General features: G+C 42.0%; 16 protein-coding genes. 10 read left to right on the forward strand and 6 right to left on the reverse strand.

Annotated features, from left to right (window positions below):
• Positions 1 to 280 precede the first annotated feature (280 nt).
• From AB9K32_RS08245 to AB9K32_RS08290, 10 genes are all read left to right on the forward strand, one after another.
• Positions 281 to 3,454 (forward strand): SusC/RagA family TonB-linked outer membrane protein, encoded by a 3,174-nt coding sequence (locus tag AB9K32_RS08245; RefSeq protein ID WP_369884907.1) that lies wholly within the window; start codon positions 281 to 283, stop codon positions 3,452 to 3,454.
• A gap of 10 nt (positions 3,455 to 3,464) precedes the next feature.
• Positions 3,465 to 4,805: a RagB/SusD family nutrient uptake outer membrane protein gene (locus AB9K32_RS08250; protein WP_369884908.1), complete on the forward strand. Its 1,341-nt coding sequence runs from the start codon at positions 3,465 to 3,467 to the stop codon at positions 4,803 to 4,805.
• Positions 4,806 to 5,038: 233 nt separating this feature from the next.
• Complete coding sequence (locus tag AB9K32_RS08255) at positions 5,039 to 5,746, forward strand: FadR/GntR family transcriptional regulator (protein ID WP_252078945.1); 708 nt, start codon at positions 5,039 to 5,041, stop codon at positions 5,744 to 5,746.
• Positions 5,747 to 5,979: 233 nt separating this feature from the next.
• Entirely contained in the window at positions 5,980 to 7,290 is a 1,311-nt protein-coding gene (locus AB9K32_RS08260) for an MFS transporter (protein ID WP_369884909.1), read from the forward strand.
• Positions 7,291 to 7,327: 37 nt separating this feature from the next.
• Positions 7,328 to 8,092: an SDR family NAD(P)-dependent oxidoreductase gene (locus AB9K32_RS08265; protein WP_369884910.1), complete on the forward strand. Its 765-nt coding sequence runs from the start codon at positions 7,328 to 7,330 to the stop codon at positions 8,090 to 8,092.
• Positions 8,093 to 8,116: 24 nt separating this feature from the next.
• Positions 8,117 to 8,866, forward strand: a complete 750-nt coding sequence (locus tag AB9K32_RS08270; protein WP_252078948.1) for an SDR family NAD(P)-dependent oxidoreductase — start codon at positions 8,117 to 8,119, stop codon at positions 8,864 to 8,866.
• Positions 8,867 to 8,893: 27 nt separating this feature from the next.
• Complete coding sequence (locus AB9K32_RS08275) at positions 8,894 to 9,940, forward strand: PfkB family carbohydrate kinase (protein ID WP_369884911.1); 1,047 nt, start codon at positions 8,894 to 8,896, stop codon at positions 9,938 to 9,940.
• A gap of 21 nt (positions 9,941 to 9,961) precedes the next feature.
• A complete protein-coding gene (locus tag AB9K32_RS08280) occupies positions 9,962 to 10,630 on the forward strand; it encodes a bifunctional 4-hydroxy-2-oxoglutarate aldolase/2-dehydro-3-deoxy-phosphogluconate aldolase (protein WP_369884912.1) in 669 nt (222 codons plus the stop codon).
• Positions 10,631 to 10,657: 27 nt separating this feature from the next.
• Positions 10,658 to 11,662: a sugar kinase gene (locus tag AB9K32_RS08285; RefSeq protein WP_369884913.1), complete on the forward strand. Its 1,005-nt coding sequence runs from the start codon at positions 10,658 to 10,660 to the stop codon at positions 11,660 to 11,662.
• A 38-nt stretch (positions 11,663 to 11,700) separates the two neighbouring features.
• Complete coding sequence (locus AB9K32_RS08290; protein WP_369884914.1) at positions 11,701 to 12,984, forward strand: Nramp family divalent metal transporter; 1,284 nt, start codon at positions 11,701 to 11,703, stop codon at positions 12,982 to 12,984.
• Between the two features lie 187 nt (positions 12,985 to 13,171).
• Here AB9K32_RS08290 and AB9K32_RS08295 read toward each other — a convergent pair whose 3' ends face one another.
• From AB9K32_RS08295 to AB9K32_RS08320, 6 genes are all read right to left on the reverse strand, one after another.
• On the reverse strand, positions 13,172 to 13,552 hold the full coding sequence (locus AB9K32_RS08295; RefSeq protein ID WP_369884915.1) for a group III truncated hemoglobin: 381 nt from the start codon (positions 13,550 to 13,552) through the stop codon (positions 13,172 to 13,174).
• A gap of 24 nt (positions 13,553 to 13,576) precedes the next feature.
• Positions 13,577 to 13,900 carry a hypothetical protein gene (locus AB9K32_RS08300; RefSeq protein WP_369884916.1) on the reverse strand — a complete coding sequence of 108 codons (324 nt, stop codon included), beginning with the start codon at positions 13,898 to 13,900 and terminating at the stop codon, positions 13,577 to 13,579.
• Positions 13,881 to 14,342 (reverse strand): hemerythrin domain-containing protein, encoded by a 462-nt coding sequence (locus AB9K32_RS08305; protein WP_224835490.1) that lies wholly within the window; start codon positions 14,340 to 14,342, stop codon positions 13,881 to 13,883. Before AB9K32_RS08305 ends, AB9K32_RS08300 begins: the two co-directional genes overlap by 20 nt.
• Entirely contained in the window at positions 14,343 to 15,074 is a 732-nt protein-coding gene (ric, locus tag AB9K32_RS08310; protein ID WP_369884917.1) for an iron-sulfur cluster repair di-iron protein, read from the reverse strand.
• Between the two features lie 51 nt (positions 15,075 to 15,125).
• Positions 15,126 to 15,560: an Rrf2 family transcriptional regulator gene (locus AB9K32_RS08315; RefSeq protein ID WP_369885327.1), complete on the reverse strand. Its 435-nt coding sequence runs from the start codon at positions 15,558 to 15,560 to the stop codon at positions 15,126 to 15,128.
• Positions 15,561 to 15,648: 88 nt separating this feature from the next.
• The gene (locus tag AB9K32_RS08320) at positions 15,649 to 16,851 is read right to left on the reverse strand and encodes a hypothetical protein (RefSeq protein ID WP_369884918.1); all 1,203 of its coding nucleotides are present in this window, start codon (positions 16,849 to 16,851) and stop codon (positions 15,649 to 15,651) included.
• Positions 16,852 to 16,865: the final 14 nt, after the last annotated feature.

Genomic DNA, 16,865 nt, shown 5'->3' on the forward strand with positions numbered 1-16,865 from the left:
TTTGGTAAACCAATTTGGTAAACCAATTCAAAACAACAAAGACGATATGATTTGAATAACAAAAAAAAGGATAGGTGCACGCCTATCCTTTTGGAATATCACTTCTTAGGAGGGAAGTAATATGTAACAAATACACTTTTAGTGTACATGTAGAATTCAAAATTACTAAAATTCGATTGATTTTGACTTTTCATTTGCCTAAAGGTGGGATTGGACAACTATCATAGCCGCACACTATGAATGAATTTTTTTAAACTAATAATTCTAACTAGCTAAACAAATGAAATTTAAGTTAAAACTATTGCTTGCAATAGTATGTTTATTCAACCTGCAGTTGTTTGCACAAGACGCTTACACGGTTTCCGGTACAGTGTTCGATGCCAACGACGTTCCGATCGCGGGTGCCAATGTATTGGTGGTAGGTACCACCAATGGAACTCAAACAGATTTTGACGGGAATTATACCATAGAGGTGTCCCCTGGTGACGTCCTTAGATTTTCCTATATAGGTTTTGCGACCCAGAATATTACCATTAATCAGAGCCAAACCCTAAATGTAGTACTGCAAGAGGATATGGCACTTTTGGATGAAGTAGTGATCGTGGGATACGGTACACGTAAAAAATCCCATTTAACGGGAGCAGTGGCCAAAGTAGGAGGGGATGACGTCGCAGCAATCCAGGCAACGAGGGTAGACGATGCCTTGGCGGGAAAATTGCCCGGGGTACTGATCCAGAATCAAAATGGATCCCCTGGAGCTGACCCAAAAATTCAGATTAGGGCGGCATCGTCCATATCCGGAGATTCCAACCCATTGATCGTTGTTGACGGTTATCCAATTTCTGGAAGTCTTGCTACGGTGAACCCAAACGATATTGAGAGTTTGGAGGTACTAAAAGATGCCGCATCTGCTGCCATATATGGATCTAGGGGGGCAAATGGGGTTATTTTGGTGACCACTAAAAAAGGTAGATCCGGCAAAGCTAGCTTTAGCTACAATGCCTACACCAGTTTTTCCAGTAAATACCGTGATAACATAATGAAATCCGGACCCGAATGGGCTGCATACTCCAGAGAACAGATTGCAGCAGGGAATTGGGACCTTTCTCAAATAGACCCGGACTTTGTGGAGTTTAGGCTCAATGCCTACGAAAATTCGCCCGGAGCCATAAGCCCAGAGGATTGGCTTTTCCAGAGTGGCAGTATAATGAGTCACGATTTTAGCATGAGCGGTGGAACAGATGATGTAAACTACTTTGCTTCAATTGGTTATCAGAATACCGAGGGTATTATTATTACAGAAGGCTTCGAAAGATTGAATGCTAGGGTAAATGTGGACGCCAAGTTGGGCGAAAAGTTCAAAACAGGTATAAACTTTAACGGGTTTACTTCGCACAGAGATATCTTGGGCCATGACATGCGGGATTTATTAAGATCTTATGGGGTGCACCCCGTATATCACACCGAAGAATCCATTGCGTTTGTTCAGGCCTTGGATGCAGAAGCACAGGCTTTGGGGCTGTCCCCATTTGATGATGGTTTTAGAGGTTCTACCTATGAAGCCAGTAGCATTTACGATTTGGTTCCTGGCATGGCGGCGCAAGATTGGCATTATGGAAGGGCCAATAATGGTATCGGAGGTTCGGGGGATGCTGGCCCAGCAGCAAAATTGGACAATACGGAACGATGGGAAAAAACCTTCTTTGGTAACGTAAGTTCGTATTTGCAATACAATATATTGGATGGGCTCAACATAAAAACGGTTTTGGGGGGCGATCTACGTGATACCCAGTTCTATGAGCATAGATTGTTGGGGTACGATTCTAGGGCAAGAACAAGTCAAACCTACATGGACCAGACCGATCTAAAAGTAACCACGGTATTGAGCGAAACTACCCTTAACTATTCTAAAGTAATCGGGAAACATGATATATCGGCAGTGGCCGGTATCGAATTTCAAACGACAAGATTGGTAGGTACGGCCTTGGATGGTGCCAATGTACCCGATACGGACATACAAAATTATAACCTCTTTGAGCCAGCGGATATTACAGTTACCGAGCGCGATGAGAAGAGAGTACGGGAAAGTATATTTGGTAGGGTACAATATGCCTACGACAATAAGTATTTGTTTTCTGCGTCCTTAAGAAGGGATGGGGATTCGCGTTTCGGTGCGAACAACCGTTACGAAACCTTTCCGGCTCTTTCATTGGGTTGGAACGTCCACAACGAGGCATTTTTGGCGGATAACGAAACACTTAGTCAGTTAAAATTGAGGTTCAGTACAGGTTCATTGGGAACAACTTCATTTTTGGGCTCTTACGACTCTCTGAGCCTATTGGACCCCAGTGCGACCATATTCGGAACAGGATATTTAATTCCATCCAACATCGCAAACCCAGATTTAACCTGGCAGACCAATACAGAGACCAACTATGGTGTGGACCTAGGCTTTTTCAACAATCGCTTAAGATTGGGTGTAGATTACTATACATCCGATATTGAGGATATTTTGATCAATCAAAGTGTTTCAGAAGTATATGGAACAACCTCCATCGTACTTAATTCTGGTGATGTTCGAAGCTCTGGTATGGAATTCGAGTTGAATGCCAATGTTATCAATAAAGATAATTTTTCTTGGAGTTTCAACGCTAACCTATCCACAGTTGAAACAGAGATCAAGGAATTGGGCGGACTCGAAGAATTGCCGCAGGCCATCTATGGTGTAAGTGGTAGAGGCCCTGTCTTTAGAAACTATGTTGGTGGCGAAATAGGAGAAATGTGGGGGCTGGAAACCATTGGGGAGGTAGAAATGATCTATCTGGAAGACGGGACACGGCACCCAAATAACACCACGGGAGAATCCTATGTGGTGGATCAAAATGGCGATGGTGTTATCGATGCCACAAGAAGTGTTGAAGATGGTGGGGATTTGGTCAAAATTGGTCAAAATACGCCAGATTTTTACTGGGGTATGGCTCACAATTTTCGATATAAGAATTTTGATATGTCCATGCAGTTTCAAGGATCGCATGGAGCAGAGGTGTACAATATAGATCCTCTTTATTACGAATCGCAGTGGAGTGGCAGATTGGTGGATAGTTTTGATGCCAACAGTGATGGTATAGCCGACCACAATGGAGAATACTATATAGGAAACAGATACCAGACCGATGCCATGATACAGGATGCCTCATACATTGCATTGAGAAACCTGACAATTGGGTATACACTGGATCAAGATTTGATCAGTTCAATAGGTTTAAATTCTGTTAGACTTTATGCAGCGGCCACTAATTTATTGTACTTATGGGCAGATGACTATACCTCGTACAATCCAGAAGGTGTGCAGACATCGGGAAGCGATTATTTAGGGCCTACTACGTATGGATCCCAATTTGGTGCAGCTCCGGTTGTGAGAAGTTTTACACTAGGTTTAAATGTTAATTTCTAAAAAAAGAACTATGAAATCTATATATAAATTATTGGGGCTGTTGTTATTGATAACAGCATGTGATAGTGATTTAGATCAATTTCCGCCCAATATTGCAAGCTCAAACTCATTGACCAATTATGATGGGGTTTTAAATGCAGCTTATTACTATCAATTGGGATCTGTGACCCCAATGGCGGTTATGGGAGAATTTAGATCGGACAATGCATTTATGTTCGAACCTCCCTACACGGAATTTGATGAATACGATAACGGACTTACGGCCATGGAAGATCAATTTTTTGGACCGTTCTATACCGCAATGTACAAGTCGATACTGAGTGCAAACAATGTAATAGAAAACTCTACCGATGCTACATTGGTAGGTGAGGCAAAGTTCCTTAGGGCCCTGTCTTACTTTAAGTTGGTGCAGGTATTTGGAGATGTTACCGTAAATCTTGAGGCAGATCCAAGTATAACGGACTCATCCATTTTGGTAAGACAACCGGCAGATGAAGTTTACAATAACGTAATTATACCCGATTTGCAAGATGCAATTGCAGCTCTAGATTCAGAAATAACGAACGGGAGAGCTTCCAAATATGCAGCACAAGGCCTTTTGGGAAAAGTTTATGTTACCAGAGGTGACTTTGCCAGTGCCGAAACACATTTGGCCGCCGTAGTAAACGGAGCTGCATCGGCAGGAATAAGTCTAAAGGAAAACTTCAACGAAATTTTTGGTGCCGCCAATGAGGTCGAAAACCCGGAAATTATATACTCCACCCAAATATCAAGTTCAATAACCGACGAATATAACTTTGGTTCTGATTTTTGGAATTGGTTTGTTGGGGACGACTCAAAGTCCGATTTACCTGTAGACCAAGATTTGGTAGCTGCTTTCGATGAGAGCGATGCCAATGGTGGGGGCACCGATTTACGTAGGGCGGTAACCCTTAGCGAGGATGGATTGACCGCGATCAAATTCCCAAAAGACGGAGGTCTAGGGGCAGAACATGATTGGATAGAGCTTAGATATGCCGATATTATTCTGATGTATGCCGAAACACTGAATGAAAATGGTAGTTCGGCCGAAGATGTACTTGATTTGCTAGACCCCATAAGGACAAGAGCAGGGTTAAATCCATTAGATCATACTGTGTTGAATACCCAAGCTCTGGTTAGGCAGGCAATTTTAGATGAAAGAAGATTGGAGTTGGCATTTGAGGGACAACGTTGGTTCGATTTGGTAAGAACAGGAACTGTCGATGCGGAAATGGGACAAACTATAAATAGTAACTATCATGTTTTTCCGATCCCGGTATCGGAAATCCTGGCAACAGACGGTGTAATAACGCAAAATCCGGGGTATTGATACATTGGGGCAAGTCAAAACATATTGGCATGGTCCACATGGTAAAGTGCATATATTGAGTTAGTTGGTTTAGTTATTTTTAGAAAGTTTACTGGCCATGGGATTGGCCAGTGGACTTTTGTTCTAAACATTAATTTTCACATTGTTGAGATGCATGAAAAAGCTATGCTGATTGGACTTTTTTTCATAAATTTAACAAACCAATCTGGTTAACCAATTTTTAAATCGAAGGCATGAAGTTAGAAGTGCTCACCAAAGGTGAAAATACAGATGTGCAACAAGCAATAATTGCAGGTTTAAGGGACTATATCGAGTATAAAAACTTGGAACCAGGGGATAAGCTCCCTTCGGAGAGAATGCTTTCGGAGAAATTTGGTGTAAGCCGCAGCAATATAAGGGAAGCTATCCAAAGACTTGAATTTTATGGCATTTTAAAATCAAGACCGCAAAGTGGAACCTTTATCGCCGATATAGGTAGGGTGGCCATGAAGGGTATGATAGATGATATCCTAAAGCTGGAAGAACCAAGCTTTAAATCATTGGTGGAAACCCGAATTTTGTTGGAATTGAAGACGGTAAAATTGGCGTCGTTAAGAAGAACGGAAAAAGACTTGATCAACATGCGGGAGACCTTGGATGCCTATAAAGAGAAGGTCATGAATGGTCAGGATGCCGTCGAAGAGGATTTGCTTTTTCATTTGGCCATAGCCAAGGCCAGTAAGAACAGTACAATGAATACCTTCATGTTGATAATTACACCTGAAATCATTACCAATTTTGAGAAGTACCATGTCTGCGATAAAAATCAATCAAAGATGGCGATCAAGGAGCACGAAGATATTTTTGAAGCAATAAAAGATCAAGACCCGCAGAGAGCAAGAGAAAAAATGAAGATACATTTCAAGGTTTTATATCAATATTGTTACAATACATCAGACTGAATATAATGTAGCGTCAAGGATAAAAAGTGCACGATTTTGTCTTTGGTCGATCAATGGGAGGGAATTAAAATAGAACAAAGAACACTTTGGGTGTCAAATATGCACTTCAATTGCAAACAGGGGCATTATTATCCTGATCGCCCAGAGCTCAAAGTACACCAAATGGAAACTTCAAAAGGTTTTCAAAGATGGTTCTATGTGCCCTCGCTCCCGTAACCAATAAATACAAAAGAATGAAAATTAAAGGCTTAAGGTGGTGGGTAATTGCTTTGATCGCACTTGCAACGGTCATAAATTATATTGATAGACAGTCGATTACAGTATTGTGGCCGCAAATTGCCGAGGAGCTATATCCCAATAAATCAGGAGATGAACGCAAGGAAATCTATTCATGGATTTCTATAATTTTTGTGTTCAGCTATGCATTCGGACAAGCCATTTTTGGTAAAATATTCGACTGGATAGGTACCCGATTGGGGTTTGCCCTGTCCATTGGGGTTTGGTCCATTGCCACTGCACTACATGCAATTTCAAAAGGGTTTTTGAGTTTTGCAGTTTTTCGTTCAATTCTCGGTGTGGCCGAAGCAGGTAACTGGCCCGGTGCGGCCAAGGGAAATGCGGAATGGTTCCCAACAAAGGAAAGAGCCTTTGCGCAAGGACTTTTTAATTCAGGGGCTGCAGTTGGCGGAATTATCGCAATTCCGGTTATAGCATATTTGACCATTTATTTCAGTTGGCAATCCATCTTTGTTTTAGTGGGAATAACAGGATTGTTGTGGCTAATTCCATGGATGATTATTGTTAAGGCACCTCCAAAGTACCATTCTTGGATAACCGATGAGGAAAAAAAATATATCCTCGATGGGCAAAAACATCAAGAACAGGACAAAGAGGGGAATTTGGTTGATCAAGAAGCCTATAATCCAGATACCAAAGAACTTTTGTCAAGAAAGCAGAGTTGGGGGGTAATTGTAGCTTCCGCTGCCATTGACCCGATTTGGTGGCTATTTGTTTTCTGGATACCAATTTACCTTTTTGAAGTATATGGAATGGATGTAAAAGCTATCGGTATTTACGGATGGGTGCCCTATGTTGGTGCAATGTTGGGTGCATGGTTCGGGGGATTATTGGCGCAAAGTTTCCTGAAAAAAGGATGGACCGTAAACAAAACACGAAAAACGGTAATAACCATAGGATGTTTGATCATGTTGCCCTCTTTGTTGGCCATGGCCAATCCGGGAGCACCGGTAATGGCAGTTATCATTATGGCAATTATACTTTTTGGTTTCCAAACTGCCATTGGTAATGTACAAACACTGCCTAGTGATTTCTTTAGTGGAAAAACAGTAGGAACCTTGTCCGGTTTTTCTGGAATGGCGGCAAAATTGGCTGCTGTAGGATTGACCTATTTGGTGCCGATCCTAACCAAGGGAGGAAATTATACACCTGCTTTCATTATTGGAGCAGTATTGGCAATTCTTGCCTTGATAAGTGTATGGGTGCTCTGTGGAAAAATTGAACCGTTGAAGGCAAAAATTCAATAAGAAAATTTAAAAACATAATAACTATAATAACTTAGTAATGAGTAATTCTAAAGAGAAAATAGCATTGATTACCGGCGCAACCGGAGGTATTGGGTTCGCAGTGGCCAAAAGACTTGGAAAAGATGGTTTTACGGTTATTTTGAACGGTATCGAAGATGAAGCCGGAGCCAAGAGGGTCAAAGAACTGGAAGCAGAGGGCATAACCGCCGAGTATTATGGGTTTGATGTGACGGATGAGGAAGCCGTAAACACCAATATCCAAAAAATCGGGGATAAATATGGAAAAATCGATGCGCTGATAAACAATGCAGGAGGTCTTGGAGGAAGGTCGAGATTCGAAGAAATGACCACAGAATTCTACAGATTCGTTATGGCTTTGAATTTGGACTCTACATTTTTCGCTTCAAGAGCTGCTATACCTTATCTTAAAAAAGGAGATAGTCCAACAATTATTAATTATACCTCAATCGCAGGTTGGAACGCAGGTGGTCCAGGGGCTGGTATTTATGGAACATCAAAGGCAGGTGTACACGCCATAACAAGAGCATTGGCAAAAGACCTTGCTGAATATGGAATTAGAGTAAACGCAGTATCACCAGGTACCATAGATACCCCTTTTCATACACAAATCAAATCCACTAAACCAGAAGTGTTCGCATCTTGGAAGAACAATATTCTTTTAGGACGATTGGGGCAGCCCGAAGACGTTGCATCGGTAGTTTCATTTTTAGTGAGTGAAGATGCCGCCTTCTTAACTGCAGAAACCATTCAAGTAGGTGGTGGTCAAGGATTGGGAATCTAAAATTCAAAAAAAACAAAACAAAGTATGCTAAAAGGTAAAGTAGCGGTAGTAACAGGAGGATCAAGAGACATTGGTCGTGCCATTTCGATTAAACTGGCCAAACAAGGAGCTAAAGTGGTGGTGAATTACCATAGTTCGGAAAAAGGAGCCAACGAAACAGTGGCCGAGATCCAATCGTTGGGACAAGAAGCAATTGCGGTAAAAGCCGATGTTTCCAAAATGAATGAAATTATTCATTTAAAAGAGAAAACTGTGGAGGCTTTTGGTGATAAAGTAGATATTTTGGTCAACAATGCAGGCGGTCTTTTCGAAAGACGATCTCTTGAAGAATTTGATGAGGATTTTTATGATTTGGTCATGGGAGTTAACTTCAAGTCGACCGTGTTCGTAACACAAGCTTTCGAGCCTTTAATGGAAGAGGGCGCCTCAATAATCAACCTTTCTTCACAAGCAGCTCGAGATGGCGGTGGCGCAGGATCAACACTATACGCATCCTCCAAAGGAGCCGTGAGTACATTTACCAAAGCAATGGCAAAAGAATTGGGACCAAAAGGCATACGAACAAATGCAATATGTCCTGGATTGATCGGAACCAAGTTCCATGATGATTTTACCAAGGATGAGGTAAGGGCCAAAGTTGCTGCGAGTACCCCCTTGCGCAGGGAAGGTAGTGCAGAGGAAGTGGCGGATTTGGTAGCTTATTTGGCATCGAACGAGTCATCTTTTGTAAATGGAAATAATATTGATATTAATGGAGGTTTGGCCTTTAGCTAAGCCTTAAACGATAAGTAATACATAAAAATGAAAAAAGTAGTAACGTTCGGGGAGATCATGCTTCGTTTGGCCCCTCCGGGATTTTTAAGGTTTTCACAAGCAAACTCATTTGATGTGGTCTATGGCGGCGGGGAGTCCAACGTAGCGGTTTCGCTGGCCAATTATGGAGTTCCGGTGGATTTTGTGACGCGTTTGCCCAAGAACGACATAGGGGATTGCGCACTGATGGAGATGCGCAAAAGGGGCGTTGGCACTGACAAGGTCATATTTGGAGGCGATCGTCTGGGTATCTATTTTTTGGAGACCGGTGCCGTTACCCGTGGCAGTAAGGTGGTCTACGACCGAGCACATTCGGCCATGGCCGAGATCGAGCAGGGCATGGTAGATTGGAAAGCTGTCTTTGAAGGTGTGGAATGGTTCCATTGGACAGGTATCACCCCTGCGATCTCCCAAGGCGCGGCCGATGCCTGTCTGGAGGCTGTAAAGGTGGCCAGTGATATGGGAGTTACCATATCCACGGACCTGAACTACCGTGCCAAGCTGTGGAACTATTGCGATGATGCCAAACGAGAGGAGATCATGTCCGAGCTCACCTCGTACTGCGACATAGTACTGGGCAACGAGGAAGATGCGGAGAAGCACTTTGGGATAAAGCCAGAAGGTCTGGACATTACCACCCAGGGAGAGCACGTAAAGGCCGAGGCCTTCCTATCGGTCTGTGAGCAGATGATGAAACGTTTCCCACGGGCCAAGAAGGTGATCACCACACTAAGGGGCTCCCTATCGGCATCGCACAACACATGGGCAGGAGTACTTTATGACGGGAAGACCATGTACAAGTCCCCCGAATACCAGATCACCCACATAGTGGACCGTGTCGGAGGAGGGGACTCCTTTATGGGCGGATTGATCTACGGACTGCTCAAGTACCCTGAGGACGACCAGAACGCACTGGATTTTGCCGTCGCGGCATCCTGCCTAAAGCATACCATAAAGGGAGATGCCAACTTGGCAACAGTGGCCGAAGTAGAAAAATTGATGAGTGGAGATGCCTCCGGAAGGGTGGCCAGATAAAAAATCACAAAGCACATAAAAATGGCACAATTTTCAAGAATTGATGTAGTGAACGCAATGAGGGATACAGGAATGGTCCCTCTTTTTTACCACCCCGATATAGCGTTGGGCAAAAAGGTGCTCAAGGCCTGTTACGATGGCGGGGCAAGATTGATGGAGTTCACTGCCCGGGGCGATTTTGCCTATGAGGTGTTCTCCGAGCTGAACAAGTATGCGATCAAAGAACTGCCCGGAATGATCATGGGGGTCGGCTCCATAACGGATGCTGCAGCAGCATCGCTGTACATGCAGATGGGGGCCAATTTTATAGTGACCCCTTCCTTAAGGGAAGACATAGCCCTGGCCTGCAACCGCAGAAAAGTACTTTGGTCCCCTGGCTGCGGATCTTTGACGGAGATCAACCGTGCGGAAGAGCTGGGCTGCGAGGTGATCAAGCTTTTTCCTGGTTCTACCTATGGCCCCGGGTTCGTGAAGGCGATCAAGGGCCCCCAGCCCTGGACGAGCATCATGCCCACCGGTGGCGTGAGCACCGAGGAGTCCAATTTAAAAGGATGGTTCGATGCGGGTGTTACCTGCGTGGGCATGGGATCCAAACTGATCAGCAAGGATATTTTGGCCAATAAAGATTTTGAAGGTCTTGAACATTTGGTCAGGGAAACTTTGGCTACCATTATCAAAATAAGAAACTGATAGCCCTTAACTGATTTTCCTAAAAGTATGTCCAAAAAACTAGTCACCTTCGGAGAAGTAATGATGCGCTTATCTCCGCCAGGATATTCAAAATTTGCACAGGCAACATCATTGGAGCTAGTGTATGGCGGAGGTGAGGCCAATGTAGCTATTTCCTGTGCCTATCTTGGCATGAAAGCCTCTCATGTTACGCGATTTCCCGATAATGCCCTTGGAAAAGCCGCAACGCAATTTCTACGGCAACATTGGTTGAGCACGGAGCACGTGATCTATGGAGATGAAATGATAGGTAAGTATTTTCTTGAAAAAGGAGCAGTACACCGATCTAGTGAGGTAATTTATGAAAGACAAGGTTCCGCATTTTCATTGATCGAACCGAAAATGGTGGATTGGGAAGAAGTGCTTAAAGATGCAGATTGGTTTCATTGGACAGGTATTACACCTGCTATTTCCGATGGAGCCGCCAAATGTTGTCTTGAGGCAATTAAAACCGCCAATAAATTGGGCATTAAGGTTTCTGGCGATATTAATTCCCGAGATAATATGTGGAAGTATGGCAAGACTATGCAAGAGGTAATGCCAGAATTGGTAAAACATTGTGACATTGTGATCACCAGTAGTCATGGAATTCATGAAATTTTTGGTTTAGGAGATCCCGATGGTAAGTTTCGTTTGGCTGCCAAAGACCTCATGGATGCCTTTCCAAATATTGAAAAGGTTGTGGGAAAGACAAGGAAGTCTATCAGTGCATCACACCAACAAATACAGGGTAAGGTATGGAACGGGGAAACCTATACCAAAACAAGGACCTTGAACATAACCCATGTGATAGATCGTGTTGGAACAGGCGATGCATTTGCATCGGGTCTTATTTACGGCCTGCTCCATTATGATGAAGATATCAAAGCACTGGATTTTGCCACTGCGGCATGTGCTTTAAAACACACAGTTCCCGGAGATGTAAACATGGTGTCGTTGGAAAATGTTGCCAGCTTAATGGATGGAAATACCTCTGGAGCCATAAAAAGGTAAAGCCATCAAATCCCGATATTTAAAGCTAAATCCAAACCATGAAAAATACAGCTGCCAAAACTTCTATTTTTAAAAAACTACTAGGTATAATACTTGCTTTTGGACCAGGTATTTTTGCGATTGGATACACGATTGGAACCGGTAGTGTTACATCGATGACCGTTGCAGGTAGTACCTATGGAATGCAGCTTTTATGGGTCTTGGTACTGAGCTGTTTGTTTTCTGGGGCTTTGATCTATGCTTATGGACAATTTGCTTTGGTTACCGGTGAAACTGGACTCTATGCTTTTAGGAAACACTTGAAATGGGGTAAATTGGTCGCCATTTTGGTGCTTGTAGGTATTTCTTTTGGTCAATGGAACTCCCTAATGGGAATATTGGGAATTTCATCAAGTATCTTTTTTGAAATTTTAGCAATTTATTTTCCCAGTATAGAAGAAGCGGGCATAAATGTGCCTTTTATTATTGCAGCACTTATCATTGTGATTATGTATGCGCTTTTATTGCAAGGAAAGTACACTTTTTTTGAAAAAATACTGGTCATATTCGTCACAATAATGGGGTTTTCGTTCTTGTTTTCCCTGTTTTTCGTTCATCCATTACCTACGGAGGTTTTAGAAGGATTGGTACCAAGTATTCCTAATGTAAAAGGTGGTAAAATGATGGTTGCGGCCTTTGTGGGAACAACTATGGCTTCTGCCACCTTTTTATCAAGACCTTTATTTGTTAGGGGTAAAGGGTGGAACTTGAAAGAAAATGAAGGACAGCAGAAAAAGGATGCCATTCTAGCTGCATTTTTGGTTTTTATGATCAGTGGGGCGATTATGGCTGTAGCCTGTGGAGCATTGTTCCACGATGGAAAACCGGTGGTTACAGTTTTGGATATGGTGGGTACTTTAGAGCCTGTGGCAGGAAAATTTGCCCTTACCCTCTTCTTTTTTGGAACCTTAAGTGCGGGGCTTTCGTCTATATTCCCTTGTTTGTTGATTGCACCTATTTTGTTGGCCGATTATCAATCGGGCGAACTGGATACTACATCCAATCAGTTTAAGATCATTACCGCGTTTGCCTGTTTATTTGCCTTGATAGGTCCCGCAATAGGAGCGGATGCTATAGAAGTTCAGATTTTATCCCAAGTATTCAATGTTTTTGTATTGCCTTTGGTTGTTATTGCTATTCTTATTTTATTGAACAAAGCTTCTTTAATGAATGGCTATAAACCCCATTGGTTGCTAAATACTCTTATTGGTGCAGCTTTTATTTTTGCTTGTGTTATTTCGTTTAATGGCGTTATAGCTTTATTGGAATACTTCAACGCTTAAGTTAAAGACGGATATAAGAAGAGTTGATGTGGGGTGAAATAGATTAATTGTATTCTATGTACTTTTAGATAAAAGGAAAGCCCTACAGATGTAAATTTACGGGACTTATTTTTTCAGAATACCAAATGGCTTACACATATCCATTTTTGGGGTTTTGGTGTCTTCGACAAGATTGAAGTATCAAGAATTAGTTGTTCTGCTGTATGTAGGCAATCTTCAATTGGAACATTTCTGCCATTTTAGTAGCTCTGAATTTGGCTTCTTGTGCTTTTTCGCCTGAAAAATTATCATCGATGGTCTCAAAAAACAATTGTTTCCAACGATCAAAATGCTCGGCTTTGACCGGCAGTTGTGCATGTGGAGCAAAGGGACTGCCCTGATAGGTGTGCTTCTGCAGTAAAACGGTTTGCCAAAACCGATACATTTTTTCCAAATGTAACGGCCAATTTTCTTTTATTGCTCCATTAAAAATATCGGCAAGTAAAGGGTCCCTGCGTACTTTGTCATAAAAAAGGTCTACCAGTAGTTTAATTTCTTCTATAGTTGTGATCTCTTTTCTTTCAGTCATGGCAAATTTATACTTGGTGTTTGATTAAAATAAGTGGGCGAGTATCACCAAAGTGCTAAAAACAATACTTAGGATCAATAAATTAAAGGTAGCCTTTGCTTTTAATTGTGCCAAAACGGCTCCATTGAAAGCCATGCAGAATATGGTCACAAAGAAGAGTATGATCATTTTTAGCAGCATAGTCGTTTCTCCCATTAATAAAATCATTGCTGCACCAGAACCCAGGCAACTTTGTCCGATAATTGCTATGGTAGAATATCCAAGTTGTTTCTTTTTAAACTCCAGATACATCTGTTGGTATAGATTCCTTGGATTTTTTGCCTTGAATTTAGAGCCAGAACGGGTCATGGGTATTGTCGTTAAATTTTTCGCCATTATGTTGTTTATTGATCAGGTCCAGTTGGGCAGAGTCGGCAACCTCTTGTATGTGATTAAAAAGTTGCCGTTCTTCGAACCTAATATGTTCCTCAAGTTTTTTTTCGATTTGTTCCAATGTGTTCACGTCCAATTTTGAAGAGGTGAACCAATTTTTTAATATTTCATGGTCGCTAAGTGCTTTTTGTACCCAAGGATGTCCATTTCCAATAATGGGGAAGAGGTATGTTTCTTCCATATGGAAATGAGGGGCCAAATGGTTTTGATAGAACCAATCCATATATTTTTTGATTCTTTCTGGAGCAATATTTTTCGACAGCCCTGTTCTGATCTTCCAGGATAAGAGCAACCCATGATGATGCTCACGGCTCACTCCCTGTAGGGCTTTGTGTCGTTTTATTGGTTTAATTCCCATTTAATTATGGTTGAGTAAGTGGGCTTCGAGCAACTCTGCTTTTGGAAAAAGAATATTGTTTTCCAAATGGATGTGACGATGTAGATCGTCCTCAAATTCTTGTAATAATGCGAATGCTACGCGATAGGTATTGCATGCATCCGAGGGCGGGGTATAGTCCTCGCTCAACTTAGCGATTTTCCTAAACCTTTCCCCTTCGTTATCGTGTTCTTGCATCATGCCAGCAATGGGATTGCGTACCGAACCAAAGCGGGGAGCTTCCAAATGGGCATCGGTCTCTGGCCTGTTCACCATTTTTTTTATGTAGGGAAAAAGAACAAGCTCTTCTTTCTTCATGTGCATGGCCAACTCTCCGGCGGAAACATTGAAATGTTCGGAAATCTGGAACAGCTCGGGGTGCCGTTCACCATGAACTTTGCAAAGTTTGGACAGATACTGTTTTAGAACCGGTATTTGTTTTTCCACATATCGATGGTGCTTTTTTTCTATGTAATCAATTAAAAGATCTAAGGGCCAGGTTTTAAAGTTGGGTTGGTCGGTTTGGTTTGCTTCCGTAACCGCAGCGAGCTCTTCCAAAATTACTTCTACTTGTAATCCTTTTTTTGAGGCAGCTTCGGCTAGGGTCCTGTTGCCGTTGCAACAAAAGTCGATTTTGTGGGCCTTGAATATTTCTGCGGTTCTGTAGTTGTCCGCTACCATTTGTCCGATGGTTTTTTCTTTTGTTCGGGTCATATCGATTACTTTTATAAAGGACAATTTTATCCTTTTTTTGAATAAATGTTTTTAGCGTTTTAAATATGTCAATCCAACTTCCAGGCCGGTTGCAAGTTCATATAAACTGGTGCTTGTAAGCATTTTTCTGAGGTTACTTCTAATATCAACAAATTTGTCGTGCAAGGGGCAGGGCTGGTCTGCATTACATTTCTTTAGCCCAAGGCCACATCCCATATAAATTCCATCTCCGTCAATAGCTTTTACGATCATGCTCAGCTTTACGGAGTCCATATCCTCTTTTTCTATTTCAAAACCACCCGATGGCCCTTTAATGGATTTTACGATGTTGTTACGTGTGAGTTGTTGTAGTGTTTTTGCTGTAAAAGCTACTGGAGAATCTATTTCGTCCGCTATTTCGGCAACGCTTACCCGTCTTCCTTCCAAAGACTGCAGAGCAATATACACTGCTGCTCGAATACCATACTCACAAGCTTTTGAAAACATCATGGATAATTTTATTGTACAAAGATAGGATTAAAAATATTTAGGACAAAAAAGTCTTTTATATATAATTTCACGTGTAATCCATAACTCAAACTTTACGGTAATTTTGATAGCTCAGTATTGCCAGTGCAAAAAGAATGAGTGTTGAGCCACTGAACAATACCGTTGTATATTCTTTAAAAACCGGCCATTTGACCCAGGCAGCAAGCCCTTTATAAAAAATCAACAGTTCAGTAAGCATAAAACCAACAAGGTACATTCCCATGGATAAGTTGGACAACCTGATTAATTTGAAATAATCGCTTAGAAATAAAATTCCTAAACTTATTACCCCCAAAAATGTTAGGTGCAAGTAACCAATGGTCAGGTCCAGATAAGTTGCGATCAATTGGGCAAAATAGGGCAGGGCGGATATAATTTGCAATGTGATTTTTATCGTTAACAAAATCACTACCGTCTTGAGCAGTAGCTTTTGTTTTCCTGTTAATTTTAGTTTGAAGACAGTGCTTTTGATCATACTCCAGAAGTGGACAAAAGCGAACCATTGTAACATGGCCCCCAATCCCGCCAAAATATTGAGCCAAATCGATGCATTGGTCCAAAGTGCGGACAACAGAAAGCTCAACACTATGCTTAGGTTGATACTGATGAAGAAAATGGAGAAGGTTTTTTGGTGCAATTCCAAGTCTAATCGTTCCAATAGGTACATAAACATTCCCAGTATCGCAAGAACCATCCAGCCGTTATACTGAAAATGTAGATAGAAATAGATGGACAACCGGTACCAGACCGATTCAGGACCTACAGTGCTCATTATGGCACCTAGGGCCCATGGCCCTATACTGGAAATTATCATATAGATCAATGCAGCTTTTACTATTCTCAAGCTTTTTCTTCTTGTATGGACAGGGTCAATGTTTTTCCAAAAATGATAGGTGTAGATATAGGACAAAACCAAAAAGAGGGTGGAAAAAACTATGGAGGAAACGGCGTACCCATGAAATGGAAAAGTCAGCAGCATACCAATGAGTGTGCCCTGGGTGCCCCAAAATAAACGTTGGTATTTTTTTGAGAAAACTTTTCGGTCTACAAAAAGGTAGTGGAGCATTGTGGTCAATGCAACATAGACCCAACCTAAAAGAGCAATGTGCGAGTGCCCATGTACCATATACTTATAATTGAACCCGAACGGAAAAACGGCGTAGGAGCGGAGCAATAAGCCCAACAAGGCGGCAATCCCAAAATATAAAATTGCTATTTGTATATGGCGGTTATATTTGTTTGCCTTCATGCATTGCTATTGTG

Origin of the sequence: Allomuricauda sp. XS_ASV26, from assembly GCF_041224615.1 — a bacterium.
Lineage (GTDB): Bacteria > Bacteroidota > Bacteroidia > Flavobacteriales > Flavobacteriaceae > Flagellimonas > Flagellimonas alginolytica.

Bases quoted from the DNA above. Each gene is read 5' to 3' on its own strand.
- AB9K32_RS08245 (WP_369884907.1), top strand. From the start codon at position 281: ATGAAATTTAAGTTAAAACTATTGCTTGCAATAGTATGTTTATTCAAC.
- AB9K32_RS08250 (WP_369884908.1), top strand. From the start codon at position 3,465: ATGAAATCTATATATAAATTATTGGGGCTGTTGTTATTGATAACAGCA.
- AB9K32_RS08255 (WP_252078945.1), top strand. From the start codon at position 5,039: ATGAAGTTAGAAGTGCTCACCAAAGGTGAAAATACAGATGTGCAACAA.
- AB9K32_RS08260 (WP_369884909.1), top strand. From the start codon at position 5,980: ATGAAAATTAAAGGCTTAAGGTGGTGGGTAATTGCTTTGATCGCACTT.
- AB9K32_RS08265 (WP_369884910.1), top strand. From the start codon at position 7,328: ATGAGTAATTCTAAAGAGAAAATAGCATTGATTACCGGCGCAACCGGA.
- AB9K32_RS08270 (WP_252078948.1), top strand. From the start codon at position 8,117: ATGCTAAAAGGTAAAGTAGCGGTAGTAACAGGAGGATCAAGAGACATT.
- AB9K32_RS08275 (WP_369884911.1), top strand. From the start codon at position 8,894: ATGAAAAAAGTAGTAACGTTCGGGGAGATCATGCTTCGTTTGGCCCCT.
- AB9K32_RS08280 (WP_369884912.1), top strand. From the start codon at position 9,962: ATGGCACAATTTTCAAGAATTGATGTAGTGAACGCAATGAGGGATACA.
- AB9K32_RS08285 (WP_369884913.1), top strand. From the start codon at position 10,658: ATGTCCAAAAAACTAGTCACCTTCGGAGAAGTAATGATGCGCTTATCT.
- AB9K32_RS08290 (WP_369884914.1), top strand. From the start codon at position 11,701: ATGAAAAATACAGCTGCCAAAACTTCTATTTTTAAAAAACTACTAGGT.
- AB9K32_RS08295 (WP_369884915.1), bottom strand. From the start codon at position 13,552: ATGACTGAAAGAAAAGAGATCACAACTATAGAAGAAATTAAACTACTG.
- AB9K32_RS08300 (WP_369884916.1), bottom strand. From the start codon at position 13,900: ATGACCCGTTCTGGCTCTAAATTCAAGGCAAAAAATCCAAGGAATCTA.
- AB9K32_RS08305 (WP_224835490.1), bottom strand. From the start codon at position 14,342: ATGGGAATTAAACCAATAAAACGACACAAAGCCCTACAGGGAGTGAGC.
- ric (WP_369884917.1), bottom strand. From the start codon at position 15,074: ATGACCCGAACAAAAGAAAAAACCATCGGACAAATGGTAGCGGACAAC.
- AB9K32_RS08315 (WP_369885327.1), bottom strand. From the start codon at position 15,560: ATGTTTTCAAAAGCTTGTGAGTATGGTATTCGAGCAGCAGTGTATATT.
- AB9K32_RS08320 (WP_369884918.1), bottom strand. From the start codon at position 16,851: ATGAAGGCAAACAAATATAACCGCCATATACAAATAGCAATTTTATAT.